The following is a 21,171-nucleotide window of genomic DNA, read 5'->3' as shown; positions in this document are numbered from 1 at the left end:
AAGTTGATACAATCTTGCCTGTATAGACTTCTTCATCAAGGGCAATTTGCGTATGAGATTCTATTAACAAAGGATTCTAAAGAAGCACGGAATGCTTTTGAAGTCTTTGGATTCTATGAAAAGATTACGCCTTTTATCTTGCCGGAGATGCGTTTTGTCTATGGTGATGATTTAAGTGCGTTTAGGGAAGAATTTTTAGAATCTTTAAGCGTATTGCGACTTTTTTATGCGGCAAAATCGCCAAAGATTCTAATTTCCCCCATCTCTAGCGTATTGTATGCCTTGCCAAAGGCAGAGATATTACAGAGCTTTGAGCTGAAACAATCTGCAGTCTATAAAATGGCAGAGCTACAAAAACGGCTCTTAGAATATGGCTATGAGTGTGTTGAGGTTGTGGAGCTAGAAGGGGAGGTGAGCTTTAGGGGGGAGATTATTGATATTTTTATGCCCCATTGTGAATCTCCTTATCGCATTGTGTTTTTTGATGATGAGATTGAAAGTATCCGTGAGTTTGATCTTCATACGCAGTTAAGTAACCCAAATGAGATAAGTAGCCTTGAGATTACACCTGCCCTTTTTTGCTTAAATGAAAAGCAGAGTAAGGATATACAAGATTCTGTTGCCCAAAGCACATTTGATGGCTTTCATAAGGATATGGCTTCATTTGGATTCTGGTTTTTAAATGAAAATGCACATTTTTTGCCTTTAAGCTTCAAAACAATTCTATCTTCTGAATCTTTACAAGAAGCACAAGAGAGCTACTCGCTTAACACAATGGAGCAAGCAATAAGCTTTGAATCTTTACGGCAACTGCCTATCTTAGAATCACAGCAAGGCTATGATGATATTGTATTCTTACCCCAAAATCTCCCTTCAATGCTTCAAGCCCACGCAAAAAGGCAAATCACAATCATTACGCATAATGATATTAAACTCAAAGCCTTTGATGTAGATATAAAAAGTTTTGAAAATGTCAAAATTAAGCATTCAACTGCGGTAGTCAATCTCATCACGCCAAGTGAGCTGATTGTATCACTTAATGCTTTCACACCAAAAACCAAGCACAAAAAGCCCACATTAAAGCTTAATGAAATCTCGCAAGGTGAATATGTCGTGCATAATGACTATGGTGTGGGGATTTTTCAGGGGATAAAACAAGCTCAAGTAGCCGGTGTGGTAAGAGATTTTATTGAAATAGCCTATCAGGGCGAGGATAAGCTTTTACTGCCGGTTGAAAATCTCAATATGATTGATAGATATGTGGCAGATTCAGGGCAGATACCAATGCTAGATAGGCTAGGCAAGGGGAGCTTTGCTAAATTAAAGCAAAAGGTAAGAGTAAAGCTACTAGAAATTGCCGATGGCATTATTGAGCTTGCGGCAAAACGCAACCTTTTGCAAGGGGTAAAAATTGATACAGGTAATCCCAAGCTTTTACATTTTCAAAGCACTTGTGGATTTACCCTTACAAAAGACCAAGAGCGGAGTATCAAAGAGATTTATGCGGATTTAAGCTCTGGCAAAGTGATGGATAGGCTTTTAAGCGGTGATGTGGGCTTTGGTAAGACAGAAGTAGCGATAAATGCCATATATGCTACTATTTTATCGGGCTTTCAAGCGATGATGATTGTGCCTACAACGCTTTTATCCGCACAGCATTTTCATTCCTTGCAGATGCGTTTAGCCCCACATAATATCCGCATAGCAAGGTGCGATAGATTCTTAAAAGCAAATGAGAAAAAAAAGCTTTTTGAATCTTTGGAAAAAGGCGAGATACAAGTCGTTGTCGGCACACACGCATTGCTTGGGGCGAGATTTAAGAATCTTGGGTTGATTGTGGTTGATGAAGAGCATAAATTTGGGGTAAAACAAAAAGAAAAGATTAAAGAGTTATGTGCCAATACGCATTTGTTAAGTATGAGTGCTACGCCTATCCCTAGAACGCTCAATATGGCACTTTCACAGATTAAGTCTCTTAGCTCCTTGCAAACACCCCCTATGGCTAGAATCCCAGTTAGGACTTTTATCAAAACGAGTAATAATGCGTTGCTAAAAGAGATTATCTTGCGTGAGATAAGACGCGGTGGGCAGGTGTTTTATATCCATAATAACATCGCAAGTATTGAAAAAAGAGCAAAAGAGTTGCAGCAGATTCTCCCACAGATTAAAATTGCTATTTTGCATTCACAAGTGGAGAATGCTAAGAGTGAAGAGATTATGCTTGATTTTGCCAATAACGCTTATAATGTGCTACTTTGCACAAGCATTGTAGAATCTGGCATTCACCTGCCTAATGCTAATACCATTATCATTGCTAGGGCGGATAGATTTGGCATAGCGGATTTACATCAGCTACGCGGACGCGTGGGGCGTGGGGATAAACAGGGCTTTTGCTACTTTTTGCTAGAGGATATGGAGCAAATTACGCCTGAAGCTAAAAAGCGTTTGAGTGCATTAGAGAAAAATTCCTATCTTGGCAGTGGGGAGAATCTCGCCTATTATGACTTGGAAATTCGCGGTGGTGGGAATCTGCTAGGAGAGGCACAAAGCGGACATATTAAAAATATCGGCTATGGGCTGTATTTGCGTATGTTAGAAGAGTGTATTAACTATCTAAGCGGAAAGGGGAATATTACGCAAACGCAATGTGATTTGAAACTCAGTCTTAATGCCTATCTTAACCCTAGCTTAATCGCAAGTGATACTTTGCGTTTAGAGCTGTATCGGCGTCTTTCACTCTGTGAAAATCTACAAGAAGTCAGTGAGATAGAATCTGAAATCTTTGATAGATTTGGGAAGCTTGATGATGTGAGTTTGGCATTTATTGAGCTTATACGCATTAAGGTGTTGGCAAATGCGTTAGGCTTAAAGCAGATTATGCACTATGGGCAGAATATTACCCTTACTTTTATGGATAGCACAAAGCAGAGTATTCAAGCACCAAGCAAGGATTGGGACGATGTGCTTATGAGTATTATGAATTTTTTGCGTGAGAATCTTAAAAAGCAAAACAATGGGGTAAAAATGGAGATAAAAAATGGCGTGTAGATTCTGTGATAGGATAAAAAGGCTCAAAAAAATTGATGTGTTGCTTATCATTTTTATTTGCGTATTTATGTATGTGGTTAATCAGTTTCAAATGAAGCAGTATAGGGAGCAAAAAGCCATAGAAAAGGCAAAAGAAGAGCAAAGAGCAAAAGAGCATTTAGAGCAGTATGAGCATTTGCAGAGACAATGTTTGTTTAAAAGCGATAAAAAGGCGTGTGAGGCACTTAAAGCTTATGAGTAGGGATATGAGGCGTGTTGTGATTTTGTGGGCTTTGAATGAGCGTAAAATTGTAATGTGTGGCTAGAAAATAAAGCAAGATTCTAAAGGGGGAGTTATGAGAAAGCTTGTCTTATGCGGAATGCTGATTGTAGGCTATGTGTTTGCCGATGAGCAAGAATTTGAATCTTGGCATTTTGGAGATTCTATTACAAGTGAATCTAGACAGGAAGCCGAGCTAGAATCTAAGAGAAAATCTCAATGGGAATCTGCACAAAAATCTTACAAAGCATTTGAATGGCGTTTGGCTCTAGGCTATGATGTGAATTTTAACACTTATAGCAACAAAAAAATAAATTACAATACTTCAGAAGTCTCTGGGCTTGATTTGACACTTGGTTTTTTGCTGCGTCCTGTGCAGTATGTGAGTCTTGAGCTTGGGGCTGGGATAATAGGCACGCAAAGTGTGAAATTCTCCCATAATGGCAAGGCAAATCATATTGATTCGGCTGATTTGGCGTATGTGGAGAGCATTTTGAAGCCAGAGTTTGTTGAGAAGGTTAAAGATGCAATGCTAAGTGGGGATTTAAGCAATGTATGGAATCTCTTTGATTGGAGTAAGCTCAATTATGACTATCAAACAAAGGGGTATTTTGCAGAGGGCTTTACGGGTGTGAAGTTTCCATTTTTTGGGCGAGTAAATTATCATATCAATAATGATTGGATAGCCTATGTGGGTGGGGTGTATAATAAGGGTGGATTGATTGATGATGCACGAGTGTTTGTGGGATTTAATTATTTTGATATGAGAGTAGGCTATATTGCCCATACAAGCATAAGATTTAAAGATGATAAACACGCTAGAATCACACTGCAAGACGGAGCACCTATAAGCCTTAGCATAGGAGCTGTGTTTTAGGGATTGAAATTTTTAGGTCGGCAGAAGTAATAAGATAGCACAAGCTCACCTTTATAGCTTTGTTTGAAGGATAGGTTGAGTTACAGATTATCTAAAGTTTTGTGGTGATTTTATTGCGAGAAGTGGCTCCGGATGCAGGATTCGAACCTGCGACCAAGTGGTTAACAGCCACCTACTCTACCGCTGAGCTAATCCGGAATAAACAAAGAGCGAGATTATATATAAAATTGCTCCTATTGTCAAGGGCTTTTGCCCCTTTTAGCCTAAACACAAATGCCTATATTTGCCTGATATTGCCACTTTTTGTTATACTTCACAAAGTGAGATTTCCTAAAGATTCCACACAAAGGGGCAAAAGATGAAAAAAACGCAAATACGAGAACGTCTTACTATGCAGCAGCTTGATATTAGCCATATTGAGCAGTTTAATGAGCTTTTGCGTTACGCATTTCAAGTAACTGATAGTGATTTGCTGGAGTTTGGCTGGAATAATGAAGAGATTAAACGCTCCAAATACCCCATTTTGCAAAATGCAAGCGTGCTAGGCTGGTTTGATAGGCAAAAGCTCATCTCACAAATCGCACTCTATCCTATGCAGATGAATATTTATAATAGAATCTACGCTATGGGTGGCATTACAGGTGTAGCGACTTATCCGGAGTATTCTGGCATTGGGCTGATGGCAGATTTAATGCGTGAGATTCTAAAAATGATGCGAGAGAAGGGGCAGAGCATTTCTTGTCTTTATCCATATTCTATTCCTTATTATCGTTCGCGCGGGTGGGAGATAGTGAGTGATAAGATGAGTTTTGTCATTAAGGATAATCAATTTCCAAAGCCCCCTCAAGTTGGCGGTATGATGCAAAGAGTTACAGAAGATCACCCCGACTTAAAAGCCCTGCATAATGAGTTTGCAGCAAAGACGCACGGCTGCTTGGTGCGTGATACTCTAGCGTGGAATGAGTATTGGCGTTGGGATGTGGAGGATACGATTGTAGCAATTTATTATGATGAATGCGATAAGCCAACGGGCTATATTGTCTATCTTTTGGAAAATGATATTTTTAAGATTAAAGAGATGATTTATTTGAATGAAGAGGCACGATATGGGCTGTGGGGCTACATAAACGCCCATCAGTCAATGTTTGATAGTATTGAGGGGGCAAATTTTAGTAATCATAATCTTGCTTTTTTGCTTGAAGATGGGCATATCAAAGAAAGCATTCAGCCTTATATTATGGCGCGTATCGTTGATGTGGAGCAGTTTTTGACACAATATCCTTTTGAGTTTGTTAAGTCAAATATGTCTCTTAGGCTCAGTGTGAGCGATCCGCTTTTGGAATGGAATAATAGGGATTTTATTTTGCATTTTAAAGATGGGGAGTTGGCTTTGCAAGTTGTGGCGAGTGAGATTGTGGCGAGTAGGGAGAATCAGAATCTAGGAGAATATCACATTAAGCTTGATATACAAACGCTTGTAACAATGCTTTTAGGCTATAAGCGTCCGCTATACTTACGCAGTATTAATCGCTTGAAAGCAAATGATGAGAGTATTGATAAGCTAGAAGAGATTCTGCCAGAGGGCAAGGCGTATTTTAGTGATTATTTTTGATTTAGTTTGTGGCGTGAGATATGGAAACAGAACAGAGTGCTAGAATCTAAGAGAGTTGAAAATCTAAGTAAATACTAGAATCTTGCTTAGATTCTGGCCTATCCTACTCATCAGAAAAAATGGCTGGGTCGTTGCTATCTTTTGCTAGGGTTTTGATTGGCTTTTTGGCGTAGTCTATGATTCTATGGATTATCATATCAAGGCTTAGAATCTCACTCACCGCACCCATTTCAATGGCTTTTTTAGGCATACCAAACACCACGCAATCTTCTTCATTTTCAGCCAAAGTGTGTGCTCCATTATCGTGCATTTCTTTTAGTCCTATGCAGCCATCATCGCCCATTCCTGTAAGAATCACCCCAAGAGCAGAGCGTCCAGCGGCATTATTCGCACTGCGGAATAAAATATCAACACTTGGCTTATGTCTTGAAATGCGTCTCTCTTCATTTAAAGAGTTGGCATAATATGAACCCATAGCAAAATCAATTGTCATATGTTTATCACCCCCTGCTACATAGACGTGATTGTCTTTAAGCTGGGTTTTGCCTGTAACCTCACAGATTGTCAGTTCAGAGAGTGTATTTAAGCGTTTAATAAAAGATGAACCAAAAGTTGGCGGAATATGCTGGACAACGGCAATGGGTGGGAGCTGTGCAGGCAGGCGTGAAAAGATATAAGAGAGTGCATCAACACCCCCTGTGGAAGCACCGATAACAACAAGCTTACTTCGCGTGATTTTGCAAGGGTTACTTTTGAGAATGGTATCTGGGTGGTGTTTTGTCGTTTCCATTAACATAATTACGCCTTTATCTTAACAAAAGTTTTGTTACCAAGCTTTTCAAATTTTTCGGTTAAGTGGTAGAGACTTTCACTATGTCCTAAGTAAAAAGTGCCATCAATTCTTAGTGTGTCAATGAGGCGGGATAGAATCTCCTGCTGGTCTTCTTGCTTAAAATAAATCAGCACATTACGGCAAAAGAGCATATCAAACTCTTCACGCATAAATGGATAGCGTTTATCAAAGAGATTCATTTGCTTAAAAGTTATCATTGATTTAAGCTTGTCTTTGGCTTTGAGTAATCGCACATTTGGGTTTTTACCATCATCAAGTGGGGTAAAATATTCCTCCATTTCAAACCAATTTGGGAATTTCTCTATCTTAAAATCAATCGTATAAATACCCTCTTTTGCTTCTTGCAGGACATCAGTATCAATATCTGTGGCAATAATACTCACCGGCGTGCTTGCACCATAGAGTTTTTTAGCATACAGCACACTCATTGCGATAGAATAAGGCTCTTGCCCTGTGGAACTCGCACAGCAGTAGATTTTAATAGGCTTATTGCGTTTAAAAAGTAAGGGCAACGCACGATCAATCATATCTTGGAAGTGAAAGTCTTCACGAAAAAAATCTGTTTTGTTTGTTGTAAAACTATTGATAAATTGTTGTTGAATCTTAGGGTTACTTTCAATACTTGCAAGCAGCGTGTCTATGTTGTCAATATGTGTATCACGCATAAGGCGGTAGATTCTGTTTTTTATCATTGTAAGCTTTGAATCGCTCAAAAAAATACCGCAATACTTATACAAACGCTCTTGTATAAGCGAAAGCTGTTTGTTGTCTAGCATTACCACTTATGGTTTCCCCCTTTATTTGATAAGTATTGTTTTTGTGCCACTTGAGCTATACACAAGCACTCTTTTATTTTTGCCTTTGAATCTTGTAAAGGCATTGTTTAGATCCGCAGGAGTTTTAATAGCGATATTTTCAACCTGTGCAATAATATCGCCCACTTCAAATCCCGCTTGAACGGCTTTTGAGTTTGCATTTACACGCGTTACTACAACGCCATTAATATTATTTGGAATCCCATAGCGTTGGCGTATATTTGAGCTAAGCTCTTCAACGCTTAGGCCTTCAATAGTGGCACTTGAGCCTTGAGCATTTGAAGAAGGATTTGCTTTTGTATCTTTATTAGAATCGGGCAATTCTGCTAGAGTGATTTGTGCGACACGCTCCTGCTTATCGCGGATAAATTTTACTACCACCTTTTCATTTGGTGAAAGCATACCAACGAAATTTTTTAGCTCCGCTGCGTTTGAAACTCTTTTGCCATTAATATGCGTGATAAGGTCCCACACCATAAGTCCTGCTTTTGCAGCTGGAGATTGTGGCTCAAGGCTAATGACAACCGCACCGCTATTATCGCCATAGCTTTCTTTCAAATCTTCATTAATATCCTGAATCCCAACGCCCAAAAACCCGCGTTTAATACTGCCTTTTTCAATAAGTTCTTTAGCGATTTTTTTGACCATATCTGAAGGGATAGCAAAGCCTACGCCGTGATTCCCACCCGTGCGAGATAAAATGGCAGTATTAATGCCTATCAACGCTCCGCGTGAATCTACCAATGCCCCACCGGAATTGCCCGGATTGATTGACGCGTCAGTTTGGATAAAGTTTTCATAATCATTAATGCCTATGCCACTTTTATTGAGTGCTGAAACAATGCCTTGCGTGATTGTCTCTCCCACACCAAAAGGATTCCCAATGGCAAAGACAACATCGCCAATAAGCACATTGGAGCTTTGAGCAAAGCTGATGGGAGGAAGATTGTTTTTCTCTATCTTAATGACTGCTAAATCACTTCTAGAATCTGTGCCGATGACTTTTGCGACATATTCCTTTGAGCTATCAGAGAGCGAGACAAGCACCTTAGAGGCATCTTCAATTACGTGATTATTTGTAATAATGTAGCCATCACTTGAGATGATCACACCACTACCCAGACTTCGCTCCACGCGTTCTTTTGGCACTTGCCCATAAATATCGCCAAAAAACTGCTGAAAGAATGGATCATTAAACATAGGGTGATTAGCAAATTGATTACTGACATTTTTTTGTGTAGAGATATTAACGACAGATTTTTTTGCCTGTTCAATGGAGGAATTAAAAGAATATACGGCATCATTGCCTTCTTGTGGATTAATGCGTTTTTGAATCTTTGGTGCTTCTTTAAAATCTATGGCAAACGCACTGCTTAAAGTCAAAATAAAAAAAATGACACTGCTGAAAACATATTGTGTATATTTCATAGAATACTCCTTAAAAATAGTGTTTGTTTGAAGTAGGAGATTCTATTAGCTTAAATTAAATGCTAGGCAAAGCGAGTTTAGCTCCCTAAAATTTCTCTCACACCCTTCACATTGGGTGCGGATAAAAAGCCATCTCTCTCTAATTGCTCAACGAGATTTGCTGCCTTGTTGTAGCCTATGTTTAAACGCCTTTGCAGGTAACTTGCTGAAGTTTTTTTATCTTGGAGAATGATTTTTTTTGCCTCGCTGATAAGGTCGCTATTTTCTCCACTCTCACTTAGATTCTCACTCACAAGATTATCTCTCTCATCAAGCATAAAGTTTTTATCATACGCCACTTCCTGTTGGGATTTGATAAACTCTGCCACTCTTTCAATCTCTTCTTCAGTGTTCCACGGAGCGTGAAGCCGTGTAACACCCCCAACACCCGGCGGTGTGAAAAGCATATCGCCTTTGCCTAGCAGTGATTCTGCCCCAAAAGTATCAAGGATCACTTTAGAATCTATTTTGCTTCCTACCTTGTAGCTAATGCGTGAGGGGAGATTTGTCTTAATCAGTCCTGTAACGACATCTACACTTGGTCGCTGTGTAGCCACGATAATGTGAATCCCAGAGGCACGACCCATTTGAGCAATTCTCGCTAGGGCAAATTCCACTTCCTTACCCCCTGTCATCATTAAATCTGCTAGTTCATCAATAATAATCACAAGATAGGGGAATTTCTCCATTCCTTCAGCCCCCGCTTTGCGATTATAGCTATCAATGTCTTTTGTGCGTAGCTCACTCATTAAATCATATCGCCTATCCATTTCCGCTACCGCACTATTTAGCCCTACAATCGCCTTTTTAGGCTGTGTGATAATAGGCGTAATGAGATGGGGAATATCTGCATAAATACTAAACTCCACCTTTTTGGGATCAATCATCAAAAGCTTTAAATTATCCGGTGAGTTTTTGTAAAGGAGGGAAAGAATCATCGCATTTAGCCCAATACTTTTCCCACTACCTGTTGTCCCAGCGATAAGTAAATGCGGAAGTCGCTTTAAATCCGTGATGAAAGGATTACCCACAATGTCTTTACCAAGGGCAAGGGTAAGGGGCGAAGTGGAAGTTTTAAACAAATCAGATTCTAGCACTTCACGCAGATAAATCGTCTGTGTAGTGTTGTTTGGAATCTCAATCCCTACAACATCTTTACCCGGGATTGGTGCTTGAATGCGGATAGATCTCGCACGCAAAGCCATTGCTAAGTCATCTTCTAAAGTTAGAATCTTACTGACTTTAATGCCCGGGGCTGGGCGGAACTCAAAGGTTGTAACAATGGGACCTGAATAAGTGCGTGCAATATCGCCTTCAACGCGGAAAGTCCTAAGTTTAGCTAATAAATCTTCAATCTTGCGATCTATCTCGCTTTCATCAATTTCAGTTTTTTCTGTTAGTGGTTGATTCAGTAGGCTTGTTGTAGGAAGTTTAAAATGTAGTGGTTTAGCCACATCGCCATAATCTAAATTATTCAGCAGGGCTTTATTCTCATCAAGCTCGGTTACGCGTGTGTAAATGGGCTTTGAATCTTGAATGCTATTAAAATTTTGGCTGTATGGCTGTGCTTGTGGCGTATGCGTTGGTTGTGTTGTTTGGTTTGGCAGTGGAGATTCTGGGATAATCTCTTGCACGATAGAATCTGCCCAATTTGCATTTTGTGGGGTTTGTTCTCTGGTGCGAGTGGGCGTGATTTCTTTAATCTCAAGATCTAGCATTTGTGGTGCAAGTGGAGCTTGTGTATTTTGCGAGGTGGCGTGCGAGGTGGCGTTTGTGGGCGTTTGGGGGAGCGTAGATTCTTGCTGTGGGAAGTTTGGTGTTTGTAGCATTTGGTTTTGTTGGGATTGCGGTGTGTCTGTGTGAATAGAATCTTGCGTAATTTTTTGGGGTGTTGGTATATGCTGTGGCGTTTGGGGTTGTGCTAGGCTTTGTTGTGTGGATTCTTGTGTAAAAGCTTCTTGTGTTTGTGCTAGGTGCTGTGAATATGTCTCCTGCAAAGGTAAATGCGTGTTTTGTGTAGAGATAGAATCTGTTTTTATTTCTTGATGTGGATTTTGTGTGTCTAAAGGGCTTTTTGTTTCTTTTGGTTTAAGAAAAACATCAGGGTTAATGGGACGCGATGGAGGTGTAGGAATCTCTTTTGATGGGCTTATGTGAGATTGTGAATCTAGCAAAGATTCTGGATTGGTTTGTGATGGTGTTGTGGGTTGTGATGTTGTTTGCTGGATAGAATCTGCTGGGGATTGCGGGTGCTTGGCTGATTGGGGAGTGCTTGGCTGATTTACAAGCTGGATAGAATCTTGTCTTGGCTTAATGGCTGGATCACTTAAGGCTGTGTGTTGGACATTTTTTGCAAATGCGTTGCGGTATTTTTCAGCTTGGATTCTTAAAAACTCTTCAAGCTTTAAATCATCTTGCGATCTTGGCACGACTTCTAAATGGGGCTGTTTGGGTGTATTTGGCTCTTGTGGCTGGGTATTTGTAGTGCTTGGCTCTTGTGGTGTAAAATGTGGTGCTGAAATAGAAATGTGAGAATCTTGATTTTCATCTTGATTTTCTTGGACTGGGGCTTGTAGATTCTGTGCTGGATATGAATCTTTGTGTAAAATTGGTTGCGAATTTTGTGGTAGATTCTGCTCTGTGGTGGGGCGTTGTGGCATTTCATCAAAGGCTTTGTCTATAAAAACATCTTTAAAATCATAATACGCCTGTGTGGTTGTCTCCTGCTTGGCATTTTGTAAATCAAGAATATCTTGTGTTTTTTTGGCAAAAAGATTTTGAATCTTTGGCTTTATCGCTTCAATCAAGTATTTGACAAATGCCCTGATACGCGTATAAAGGATAGATAAAATAAGTTTTATAAAATCATAAGCTACAAGAAGTTTGTGCTTAAGCTGTTTTAAAAGCAGATCAATATTGCGTTTTGTGGAAATGAGCCACGAAAAAATAAAAAGAAAAATATCAAGCACCCATAATCCAAAATAGCCGATGTAATCTTTAAGAAACAACACAAGAGAGTTACCAAATGAGCCTTTGTCAAGGCTTAGGGATTGAAAAATTAAAAGTGCGATAAAAAAGAGAGAAAAAGATACAATAAGCTCTAATCGCCTAAAAGTAAGATGATGATTTTTATACAAACAAAAAAGTGGATAGAGCAAAAAAGGTAAAAAGATATATGCCACATATCCAAAAATGCCTATGTTTAGGGCGGCAAAACGCGTCCCATAATCGCCAACAAGCCCATAATCGCCAACAAGCGTTGCGGTAGAGAGAAAAATAAGCACAATATTTAATGCAATATATAAGTATAGTTTTTTGATGAGTTATCCTTTAGTATTCAATAATGCTGATTGATTAGCCTGCAAGAATGCTTTGAATGAGCCTTGGAATCTTTGAGACTCCTTAAAGATATTGAAGAAAAATTTAAAATTTAATTTAAGTTCTTCTTATATTTCTTAAGATTGCTCTATGAGATTCGCGGGGATTCACGCATTGGGCTAAAAAATTTGGTATTATATCATAAAGAATTTGAGATTTTTACTAATGAGTTTTTTATTTTTATTTGGCTAGAATGTGAGCTTTGTGTTTTTGTGGGATAGAGTTTTAAAGATTCGTTTTGTAAGGAATATATATGCATGGCAAGATATTGAGATATTCTAATCAAACCAAAAATGGCGTTGTTGTGAATGCTTCTAAGAAGATTTTTGAGCTACGCAATACAAGTTGGCACGATCAAAGAATGATGCCAAGTGCGGGAATGCTTGTGGAATTTCGCCTTGATGATAATGGATATGTCATTACGGATTGCAAGGCTTCTAGGTATCAAAGTTTCCCGGAGAATGGGCTGATACGCGAGATTGACTTTTGGCGGACAAATACTGATGATGAGCTAAAAAGTAAAGAGGCAGATGCAAAGGCTGCCATTGCTAAGCAGATTTTTGCCGAGACAAATTACCTTAAACTCAATAGTATTCAGCTAAGCACACCAATCCCTGAAACGATAAAAGACTATTTTCAAGAAGAGTTTCACGCACTCACAGCTATTTCTGGTATGGAAGAAGAGGGGCAGGACCAGCAGACGAAGATAAATTATGTTATTGTTAAGCCCTATCTTTCAAAGGCGATTGATTATCTTGTGTTTAATGATAGACATATTACGATTGATAATTTTGCTGATGATATGCAGGTGCTTAAAAAATTAGAGTATTCTTATAGGCAATTTCAAACAAACACTAACTTGACGCCCGATAAAATTTACCAAGAATGCTTCCTTGATGTGCAGTATCATTACAAGGGCGTGATAAGGGCGATTGAAACATTTAATGAAAAAAAGCTTTCTATGCAAAATAAGATTCGCGTAGGCTCAATGGAATTGCGTTCAATCCAAGCTAAGCTTGATGCTAAAAAGGGTGATCCAAAAGCACTAGAAGAGCGTAAGGTGAGAACAAGAGCGGTGATTACAAAAGCTGAATCTGATATTAAAATTATCAGTGCGACTATTGATAGACTAAAAGCTCTTGCGGAGAATTTTAAGAAAGAGAATCTCATAAAGTTTGAGGGCGTGTTTAATAAGATGTATGAGATACTTATCAATAAAACAAAAGATGCAATGGATATTTGTGCCACACATATTGATAATAAGCTATGGAAGCTTGGTATGTCATCTTTAGCGATTAAAAATGTCTTTTTTAAGCATAATATTAATAGTCCATTTTGTGCAATGACATTTTTGGGCAATCACACCAAAATGCTTGATAAGGGCAAATTACGCGATAATGAATATCAGGTTTATCAATATTACAACAAGTATATGGCAAAAAATGCTAAGAATTTTTTGATTTTTTCGGATAATCCCGCTTTTAGCTTGGATTTGAAAATTAAGATTATGTCAGCGAGTAAGTTTCATAATGTTGTGATTTACCACAAAGAGATTGAATATTTTAGTGCGGTAAATCGCCAGACTTTTGAGCTTATCTACATAGATTCTGAACTGAAGTTTCAAAAACCCGCCTCTATCATAAAAATTGGTAAAGAATCCAAGAAAAATAAGCAAACAAATTTCGCCCTTTTATCACTCGCGCAAATCAAGACTTTTGAATTTTGAGATGAATCTTTTATCGCTCCAAGATATACATAAGCAATACGATAATAAAGTTATTCTCAAACAAGCAAGTCTTAATATCTCTCAATATGAACGCATTGCGGTTATTGGTCAAAATGGCTCGGGCAAGTCAAGTTTATTGCAGATTATTGCCGGAGGGCTAGAGATAGATGGCGGTGAGAGAATAAGTGTTAAAAATCTTAAGATTCTATCCTTAGAGCAAAAGCCTATCTTTAAGGCAAATGCAAGTGTGTATGATGTGCTTGTAGAATCTATGAGTGAGATAACAAAAGCTCATAACGCCCTGCAAGAGATAAACAACAAGCTTTCAATGACACAAGATTCTACATATCACGCCTCTCGCCAAGATTCTCAAACCTCAAACACGCCCAAAAAGACAATGCAAAACACGCATAAAGAGATGTTAGATGAATACGCAAGACTTAGTGCCTTCTTAGATGACAACAATGGCTGGGATTTACAGAAAAGAGCAGAAGAAATTTTAGAGCATTTTGGATTACAAGTTTTTAGAGATAGGCTTGCAAATTCTCTAAGTGGAGGGGAGCAGAAAAAAATCGCATTAGCGAGTATTTTATTGCAACCTTGCGATATTTTATTGCTTGATGAGCCTACAAACCACCTTGATACGCAAATGGTGGCATTTTTGGAGAATTTTATTTTAAAATCCCGCTTTACACTTGTATTTATTAGCCACGATAGATATTTTATTGACAGAGTAGCTACACGCATTATTGAGATTGATTGCGCTCATTTGACAAGTTTTGATGGCGGGTATTTAGACTATCTAGCCAAAAAAGAGGAAATGTTAAGGCATTTAAGTCAAGCCCATCAAAAACTCCTTAAGATTCTAAAAAGTGAAGAGCAATGGCTACGGCAAGGTGTGAAAGCAAGGCTAAAACGCAATGAGGGGCGAAAAAATAGAATCTTAGCTATGCGTGAAGAGGCAAAGCACAATCCATCTGTGATACGCAAAATGCGACTTGAGCTTGAAAGAGAGCAGAAAAGCTTTAATAAGCGTGAAAGTGTAAATAATCAAAAATGCCTTTTTGAGATAGAGCATTTGTGTAAAAATATAGGTGGCAAGATTCTAATAAAAGATTTAAACTTAAGAATCCTGCGGAATGATAAAATCGCCATTGTTGGTAAAAATGGCTCGGGCAAGTCAAGCTTTTTAAAAATTCTGCTAGGGCAAGACAAGGCAGATTCAGGTGTGGTAAAGGTAGGCGATATACGCATAGGCTATTTTGATCAGCACACAGCTTTACTTGAAGATGATAAGGATTTGCTAGAGACTTTTTGTCCAAATGGTGGGGAATATATTGAAGTGCGTGGGAAGCATTTACACGTTTATGGGTATTTGAAAAACTTTTTATTTCCAAAAGAGTTTTTAACGCAAAAAATAGGCTCTCTTAGCGGTGGGGAGAAAAACCGCGTAGCCCTAGCTTTGCTTTTTACCAAGGAAGTTGATGTGTTTATCCTTGATGAGCCAACAAATGATTTAGATATACAAACGATTAATATTGTGGAGGAATATCTTTTAAGCCTGAATTGTGCGGTTGTATTTGTAAGCCACGATAGGTATTTTGTGGATAAACTCGCCCAAAAACTGCTTGTCTTTGAAGGGGGCGGCAAAGTGGTGCAGACACATATGCTTTATAGCGAGTATTTGGAGATGAATGAAAGTTTGTTAGAGCTTGAGAAATTAGAATCTTTGAGTGCAGATTCTAAGCCCAAGATTCAATCACAGCATACAGAATCTGCTCCCATAGAATCTGCCCCTGTGAAAAAAGCAAAAAAGCTAAGCTACAACGAGCAAAGGGCATTGCAGATTCTGCCCCAAGAGATTGAAGTGCTAGAATCTAGGCAAAAAGCCCTGCAAACTGCCCTTAGCAACCCACAAACCTATCAGCAGCAAGGTATTAGTGTCTTGGCAACGGAGCTAGCAGAAGTGGAAAAGGAGCTAGATTCTAAAATCACGCAATATTTGGAATTAGAGCAGAAAAATAGTGATTTGGCATAGTTAGAATATTATAAAACTTTTGCTACAATCTGCGACATTGTTTAGATTCACAATAAGGAGAGTATCTTCAATGAAAGAAGCAAAATATATTTGGAAAGATGGTAAGCTTATCCCGTGGGCAGAAGCTACTACGCATATTTTGAGCCATACTTTGCATTATGGAAATGCCGTTTTTGAAGGCACAAGAGCATATATGACAAAAAAAGGCTTGGCGATTTTTCGCTTAAAGGAGCATACAAAAAGGCTTTTAGATTCAGCTAAGATTGTTTGTATTAAATCGCCCTTTACGCAAGATGAGCTAGAAAAAGCTCAAGTGGAGCTTTTGAAGGCAAATAAAGATGAATATAAAGGCAATGTGTATATCCGCCCTATTATTTATCTTGGCTATGGTGTTATGGGGCTAAATCACATTAACGCACCGGTGAATGTCGCAATTGCCGCTTGGGAGTGGGGAGCGTATCTTGGTGAAGAAGGCTTAAATAATGGAATTAAAGTCAAAACAAGCTCTTTTGTGCGGAATCCTACAAAGTCATTTATGGGTAAAGCAAAGGCGGCGGCAAATTATCTTAACTCACAAATGGCAAAGCACGAAGCATTGGCTTGTGGGTGCGATGAGGCATTATTACTTGATGATAATGGTTTTGTGGCAGAAGGTAGTGGCGAGTGCTTTTTTATCGTAAGGAATGGTAAGCTCATTACCCCACCCTATGATAATACACTAGAATCTATCACACAAGCCACAACTATTGAGATAGCTAAGGATATGGGCTTAAGCGTAGAACAAAGACGCATTACACGAGATGAAGTATATATCGCTGATGAAGCCTTTTTTACAGGGACGGCAGCAGAGATTACGCCTGTGCGTGAGCTTGATGCGAGAGTTATTGGCAATGGCAAGGCTGGGGATTTGACAAAGAAATTGCAACAAGCATATTTTGATGTTGTCAATGGTGAAAATCCAAAATATTCTCATTATTTAACTTATATAGATTAAGGAGTAACAATGCCTATTGATTTAAACGAGCATTTGAAGAAAAAACGAGCCGAACTTGATGAAAAAAAAGGCTCTAGCGATAATCAGCAGCCAAGAAACCAAAATAGTGGTGGTGGCAATCGCAATAATGGCGGTGGTGGTAATGGTGGCAATAATCGCCCAAATAACAACAATAATCGTGGTGGCAGTGGATTTAACCTTGATATGCCTATGCCCTCAATGCCTAGTGGTAAGTCGCTTGGCGTGATTATTATCGTTGTTTTATTGATTGTGATTTTTATCGCTGCGCGTCCTTTTGTGATTGTCAATGCGGGGGAAGTTGGCATTAAAGTAACAACAGGGCAGTATGACCCTAAGCCGCTTGATCCCGGACTTCACTTTTTTATGCCTATTATCCAAGATGTGATTTTAGTGGATACAAAGGTAAGGACGATTAACTTCTCTCGTAGCGAGGATATGGGAAATGTAGGACGAGAATCAAGCATTTTGCGTAATGATGCGATTAATGTTATGGATACAAGCGGTATGACAATCTCAATTGAACTCACCGTGCAGTATCAGCTTGAGCGTGAAAAAGTCCCTGCGACTATTGCAGAGTATGGTATGGCGTGGGAGCAAAAAATCATCAATCCCGTCATTCGTGATGTGGTAAGAAGTGCTGTTGGGAATTACCCCACAGAGGAGCTACCGACAAAACGCGATGAAGTGGCAAATCTTATCTATAATGGTTTTAAAGGTAAGCTTGATACAACGCCAAATCAGCCTGTGAAGCTTGTATCTATCCAGTTGCGTGAGATTGTGTTGCCAGAGCAGGTGAAAACGAGAATTGAAGGTGTGGAACTTGCTAAAAGGGACGCGCAAAAGGCAAAAGAAGAGGCAAATGCCTTGCGTGAAAGGGCAAAGGGTAAGGCAGATGCACTAGAGATTGAAGCCAAAGGTCAAAGTCAGGCAAACCGCCTTGTGAATGAAAGCCTCTCTCAACGATTGCTTGAATTGCGGCAAATTGAAACGCAGGGCAAGTTTAATGAGGCGTTAAAAGAAAATACAAACGCACAAATATTCTTAACTCCCGGTGGGGCTGTGCCAAATATTTGGGTAGATTCTAAAAATAAGCAAAAAAGCAGTGTCGTAGGGCAGTAATATATGCGTGATGTGCTAGAAAAGATTGATTGGGAGCGGTATGAGCTAATCCCCACTATTACTCAAGAGTGGGGGAGTAATGAAGTTTTAATGTTTGCGTATTCTTCTAAACAATCTTTAGAGCTTTCTTTGCAAAGCCAAATCGCACATTATTTTTCTCGCTCAAAGCAGAGAATCTGGCAAAAAGGTGAACAAAGTGGCAACACACAAAAAATCAAAGAAGTGCGACTTGATTGTGATAATGATAGCTTGATTTTTCTCGTGGAGCAAAAGGGTGTGGCTTGTCATACGGGAGAAAAAAGCTGCTTTTTTCAACGCATTATCCCAAGCGAAATGAAAGATGAATCTAAAGATGGGTGCAAAAGCGAAGTGGCTCAATCTAATGGCGTAAGTCAAGTAGCCCCAAAGATTCAAAGCCCTTATGGAATCTATCATATCCTTGATGAGCTGTATCATATCATAGAGCAAAAAAAACACGAAAATCCCAAAACTTCTTATAGTGCGTCTTTATTTGCAAAAGGGGCAAATGGCATTTGTAAAAAGATTATTGAAGAAGCAGGAGAGCTGTGCTTTGCGATTAAAGATGGGCAGGAATCTGAAATTATCTATGAATGTGCGGATTTGCTCTATCATATTTTGGTGGGCTTAGCCTTAGAGCATATTAACCCTGAGCGTGTATTGCAGGAGCTTAAAAGACGCAAGGGGCAAAGTGGCATAGAAGAGAAAGCCTCGCGTCAAACGCATTAGGATATATGATGTTTGAAAAGCTAAAGGTTTTGCTTATCCAAATGGTGTCTTATTTATCCGTTTATGAGATAGGCTTAATACTGATTGGTTTTTTTATTTTTATTATGCTTTTTACTTTAGGGCTGCTTTTGCGTGGGCGGAGATTCATTGCAAGGTTTTTCTTTTTCTTGTCTATTATCGCCATTCTTGCCGCACCTTTTGTTTTGCATTTTATGATGAAAAATGTGCTGTATAAGACAGATGTTACTTTGATGAGTGCGTATCCTATGCAATATACAAAAGGTTTCTTTGTCGCAGGAAATATTACAAATAAAGGCAGAGCACCTATTAATGAATGTTTGATTAGTGTAGATTCTGTGCGTGATGAGAAGGATAGTAAGTTTATGAAATATTTTAATAGCATTTTTCCAAAAAGCTCCCTAAGCACGAGTATTGACATTGATATTGAGCCTGATAGTAATGCTGATTTTTCTGTGATTGTGCCAAATTTTGAAGCACAAGAGCCTTTGTTTAGAGTGTATGTGGATTGCTATTTGTCAAATAAATTTGCCCAAAAAATGCAAAAGAAACAATCCCCTAGCAAGGATATTATCACTCCCAAGGAGCCAGAAGTATTAACCCCAACACAAGAGAATGAGCTGCAAGAGCAAGATGTGCAAGAACGGGCATCAACACCACAAGCACCAAGTTCAACAACATCACAAGATTTGTTGTCTCATTAAGCTCTGCAAGATTCTACTTTGTGTGTCTAAAGATAAAAATAGAATCTTTATGTGATAAGCCAAAATATAACTTCCCTAAAAATAAAATCAGTATTTATTTTGGAGGTAGGAGTTCAAGGAGGGTGATCTCTCGCTCACTGCCTATCCGCATAGGTGGTCCCCAGAATCCTGCACCTTGGGAAACATACACTTGTGTTTTGCTTAAATTTTCAAGTGTGTGGAGTCCGGAGATATAGGGCTGTTGCAAAAGCATTGCTAAAGAAAATGGAAAAATCTGCCCCCCGTGTGTGTGTCCGCTCACAACAAGGCTGACTTTATCATAAGGTGGAGTGAGATAATGTATCACTTTTGGTTGATGAGAAAGCAAGATAGTAGGCAAGGCAGAATCTACGCCTTCAAAAGTCTGCTCAATATTAGGCTCAAGGTAGCCTACACGCCACCCCATAAAGTCTGCTATTCCAGCGATATTAATGGTATTATCAAGCACATAATTTTGATTGATGAGAATATGGAATCCTAAAGATTCTAATTTTTCAAGGATATTTTCGACATCGTGAAAATACTCGTGATTACCTAATACATAAAACACACCCTGTGTTGCCTGAAGATTCTTAAGCTCATCTACGCTATTTTTAACATCTTCTAATTTAGCATCTACAATATCTCCTACGAGAAAAATCACATCGGCATTTAGGGCATTTGTCATCTCTACAATTTGCCTTGTTTTGCTCTGCTCCATAAGTCCACCGATATGAATATCACTTAGCACCACTGCCTTAAGAGGCGTGCTAAGCCCTTCAATCTCAAGGCTATGTTGGATAATATCTGGCTTCTTTGTGCCATTATAAGTGGCAAATACAAGCATTACAAGGCTAAGGCAAAATATTCCTACCTTTACTCTATGTCGCCACCTACTGCGTGCGGATTTTGTGCGGAGTGTCATAATAAAAAGTGAGCAGATTTGATACATTAAAGCTGCCATAACAAAGAAAAAAGTAATGCCAAGACAAAGTGAGAGTAGAAAATAATATACCTGCGGGACATTGGCATTATCACGTAAAAAGAGATATGCTATACAATGCAGGGCATTAATGATGGTAAAAATTTTCCACACTAGACGGACAAAAGGCTTGGTGCTAAGGGATTTTAACAATGCTTTATAGACATAAATATGGAGAATAATAAAAAGCAGAGAACCCATAAAGGGAAAAATGGCACTTTGCATTTGGGCAAACTCAGGCACATCTTGCATAAAAATCCTTATTGAAGTGGTTTGAAAGCTTTAATAAATCCTTGTTGCGTGGTAATTTACAAAGCTTATGGGTTGATTTCTAGGGGAGTATTGTAAGATAGCAATACTCAAAAGTCCATTAAGGCTATCATTTTTTGTGGAAAATACTTTGTTAAAGAGATTGTTGAAAATTGATTGAAGTTAAAAGGAAGGTTTTTTGTGAGGAGTAGATTCTACAATGTGGCATAAGCCCTAAATGTAGAA

At 38.9% G+C, this 21,171-nt stretch carries 15 protein-coding genes and 1 tRNA gene; 10 read left to right on the top strand and 6 right to left on the bottom strand.

From position 1 onward, the window contains the following. Positions 1–3: 3 nt before the first annotated feature. The 3 genes from mfd to LS74_RS03910 all read left to right on the top strand — a co-directional run bounded on the left by mfd (position 4) and on the right by LS74_RS03910 (position 4,184). Positions 4–3,048: a transcription-repair coupling factor gene (mfd, locus tag LS74_RS03925; RefSeq protein ID WP_034587020.1), complete on the top strand. Its 3,045-nt coding sequence runs from the start codon at positions 4–6 to the stop codon at positions 3,046–3,048. Continuing rightward, positions 3,038–3,289 (top strand): hypothetical protein, encoded by a 252-nt coding sequence (locus LS74_RS03920; RefSeq protein WP_014666964.1) that lies wholly within the window; start codon positions 3,038–3,040, stop codon positions 3,287–3,289. The genes mfd and LS74_RS03920 overlap by 11 nt, the downstream gene beginning before the upstream one ends. Before the next feature lie 94 nt (positions 3,290–3,383). After that, positions 3,384–4,184 carry a hypothetical protein gene (locus LS74_RS03910; RefSeq protein WP_236096793.1) on the top strand — a complete coding sequence of 267 codons (801 nt, stop codon included), beginning with the start codon at positions 3,384–3,386 and terminating at the stop codon, positions 4,182–4,184. 123 nt (positions 4,185–4,307) lie between these two features. On the opposite strand, the gene LS74_RS03905 is transcribed toward LS74_RS03910, so the two are convergent. Beyond that, positions 4,308–4,382: transfer RNA gene (locus LS74_RS03905), tRNA-Asn, on the bottom strand. Between the two features lie 160 nt (positions 4,383–4,542). Between LS74_RS03905 and LS74_RS03900 the strand changes: the two genes are divergently transcribed. Further along, positions 4,543–5,796, top strand: coding sequence for a GNAT family N-acetyltransferase (locus LS74_RS03900; RefSeq protein WP_034587018.1), 1,254 nt, complete (start codon positions 4,543–4,545; stop codon positions 5,794–5,796). 103 nt (positions 5,797–5,899) lie between these two features. On the opposite strand, the gene LS74_RS03895 is transcribed toward LS74_RS03900, so the two are convergent. The 4 genes from LS74_RS03895 to LS74_RS03880 form a co-directional block, all read right to left on the bottom strand. Beyond that, positions 5,900–6,592, bottom strand: coding sequence for a CheB methylesterase domain-containing protein (locus LS74_RS03895; RefSeq protein WP_034588632.1), 693 nt, complete (start codon positions 6,590–6,592; stop codon positions 5,900–5,902). Between the two features lie 2 nt (positions 6,593–6,594). Next, positions 6,595–7,425, bottom strand: a complete 831-nt coding sequence (locus tag LS74_RS03890) for a CheR family methyltransferase (RefSeq protein WP_236096795.1) — start codon at positions 7,423–7,425, stop codon at positions 6,595–6,597. A gap of 21 nt (positions 7,426–7,446) precedes the next feature. Next, positions 7,447–8,892 carry a Do family serine endopeptidase gene (locus tag LS74_RS03885; protein ID WP_034588637.1) on the bottom strand — a complete coding sequence of 482 codons (1,446 nt, stop codon included), beginning with the start codon at positions 8,890–8,892 and terminating at the stop codon, positions 7,447–7,449. Positions 8,893–8,969: 77 nt separating this feature from the next. Continuing rightward, on the bottom strand, positions 8,970–12,215 hold the full coding sequence (locus tag LS74_RS03880) for a DNA translocase FtsK (protein WP_138128831.1): 3,246 nt from the start codon (positions 12,213–12,215) through the stop codon (positions 8,970–8,972). A gap of 347 nt (positions 12,216–12,562) precedes the next feature. On the opposite strand from LS74_RS03880, the gene LS74_RS03875 reads away from it, so the two are divergent. The 6 genes from LS74_RS03875 (at position 12,563) to LS74_RS03850 (ending at position 19,676) form a co-directional block, all read left to right on the top strand. Continuing rightward, positions 12,563–14,035 carry a hypothetical protein gene (locus tag LS74_RS03875; protein ID WP_034585547.1) on the top strand — a complete coding sequence of 491 codons (1,473 nt, stop codon included), beginning with the start codon at positions 12,563–12,565 and terminating at the stop codon, positions 14,033–14,035. Position 14,036: 1 nt separating this feature from the next. Further along, positions 14,037–16,073 carry an ABC-F family ATP-binding cassette domain-containing protein gene (locus tag LS74_RS03870; RefSeq protein WP_034585596.1) on the top strand — a complete coding sequence of 679 codons (2,037 nt, stop codon included), beginning with the start codon at positions 14,037–14,039 and terminating at the stop codon, positions 16,071–16,073. Between the two features lie 70 nt (positions 16,074–16,143). Beyond that, positions 16,144–17,067, top strand: coding sequence for a branched-chain amino acid transaminase (locus LS74_RS03865; protein WP_034585551.1), 924 nt, complete (start codon positions 16,144–16,146; stop codon positions 17,065–17,067). A gap of 9 nt (positions 17,068–17,076) precedes the next feature. Beyond that, positions 17,077–18,207, top strand: coding sequence for a prohibitin family protein (locus tag LS74_RS03860; RefSeq protein WP_034585552.1), 1,131 nt, complete (start codon positions 17,077–17,079; stop codon positions 18,205–18,207). A 3-nt stretch (positions 18,208–18,210) separates the two neighbouring features. Continuing rightward, on the top strand, positions 18,211–18,954 hold the full coding sequence (gene hisIE, locus LS74_RS03855) for a bifunctional phosphoribosyl-AMP cyclohydrolase/phosphoribosyl-ATP diphosphatase HisIE (protein WP_034585554.1): 744 nt from the start codon (positions 18,211–18,213) through the stop codon (positions 18,952–18,954). A gap of 8 nt (positions 18,955–18,962) precedes the next feature. After that, a complete protein-coding gene (locus LS74_RS03850; protein WP_052086369.1) occupies positions 18,963–19,676 on the top strand; it encodes a DUF2393 domain-containing protein in 714 nt (237 codons plus the stop codon). 94 nt (positions 19,677–19,770) lie between these two features. On the opposite strand, the gene LS74_RS03845 is transcribed toward LS74_RS03850, so the two are convergent. After that, positions 19,771–20,928 (bottom strand): metallophosphoesterase, encoded by a 1,158-nt coding sequence (locus tag LS74_RS03845; RefSeq protein WP_034585557.1) that lies wholly within the window; start codon positions 20,926–20,928, stop codon positions 19,771–19,773. Between the last annotated feature and the right edge of the window lie 243 nt (positions 20,929–21,171).

Origin of the sequence: Helicobacter magdeburgensis, assembly GCF_000765825.2 — a bacterium.
GTDB classification, from domain to species: domain Bacteria; phylum Campylobacterota; class Campylobacteria; order Campylobacterales; family Helicobacteraceae; genus Helicobacter_C; species Helicobacter_C magdeburgensis.
Note: the sequence above shows the minus strand (reverse complement) of the source record. Positions and strands in the feature narration are given on the sequence as shown.

Excerpts from the sequence above, each read along its gene's own strand:
- LS74_RS03920 (WP_014666964.1), top strand. The coding sequence starts at position 3,038 with ATGGCGTGTAGATTCTGTGATAGGATAAAAAGGCTCAAAAAAATTGAT.
- LS74_RS03910 (WP_236096793.1), top strand. The coding sequence starts at position 3,384 with ATGAGAAAGCTTGTCTTATGCGGAATGCTGATTGTAGGCTATGTGTTT.
- LS74_RS03900 (WP_034587018.1), top strand. The coding sequence starts at position 4,543 with ATGAAAAAAACGCAAATACGAGAACGTCTTACTATGCAGCAGCTTGAT.
- LS74_RS03895 (WP_034588632.1), bottom strand. The coding sequence starts at position 6,592 with ATGTTAATGGAAACGACAAAACACCACCCAGATACCATTCTCAAAAGT.
- LS74_RS03890 (WP_236096795.1), bottom strand. The coding sequence starts at position 7,425 with ATGCTAGACAACAAACAGCTTTCGCTTATACAAGAGCGTTTGTATAAG.
- LS74_RS03885 (WP_034588637.1), bottom strand. The coding sequence starts at position 8,892 with ATGAAATATACACAATATGTTTTCAGCAGTGTCATTTTTTTTATTTTG.
- LS74_RS03875 (WP_034585547.1), top strand. The coding sequence starts at position 12,563 with ATGCATGGCAAGATATTGAGATATTCTAATCAAACCAAAAATGGCGTT.
- LS74_RS03870 (WP_034585596.1), top strand. The coding sequence starts at position 14,037 with ATGAATCTTTTATCGCTCCAAGATATACATAAGCAATACGATAATAAA.
- LS74_RS03865 (WP_034585551.1), top strand. The coding sequence starts at position 16,144 with ATGAAAGAAGCAAAATATATTTGGAAAGATGGTAAGCTTATCCCGTGG.
- LS74_RS03860 (WP_034585552.1), top strand. The coding sequence starts at position 17,077 with ATGCCTATTGATTTAAACGAGCATTTGAAGAAAAAACGAGCCGAACTT.
- hisIE (WP_034585554.1), top strand. The coding sequence starts at position 18,211 with ATGCGTGATGTGCTAGAAAAGATTGATTGGGAGCGGTATGAGCTAATC.
- LS74_RS03850 (WP_052086369.1), top strand. The coding sequence starts at position 18,963 with ATGTTTGAAAAGCTAAAGGTTTTGCTTATCCAAATGGTGTCTTATTTA.
- LS74_RS03845 (WP_034585557.1), bottom strand. The coding sequence starts at position 20,928 with ATGCAAGATGTGCCTGAGTTTGCCCAAATGCAAAGTGCCATTTTTCCC.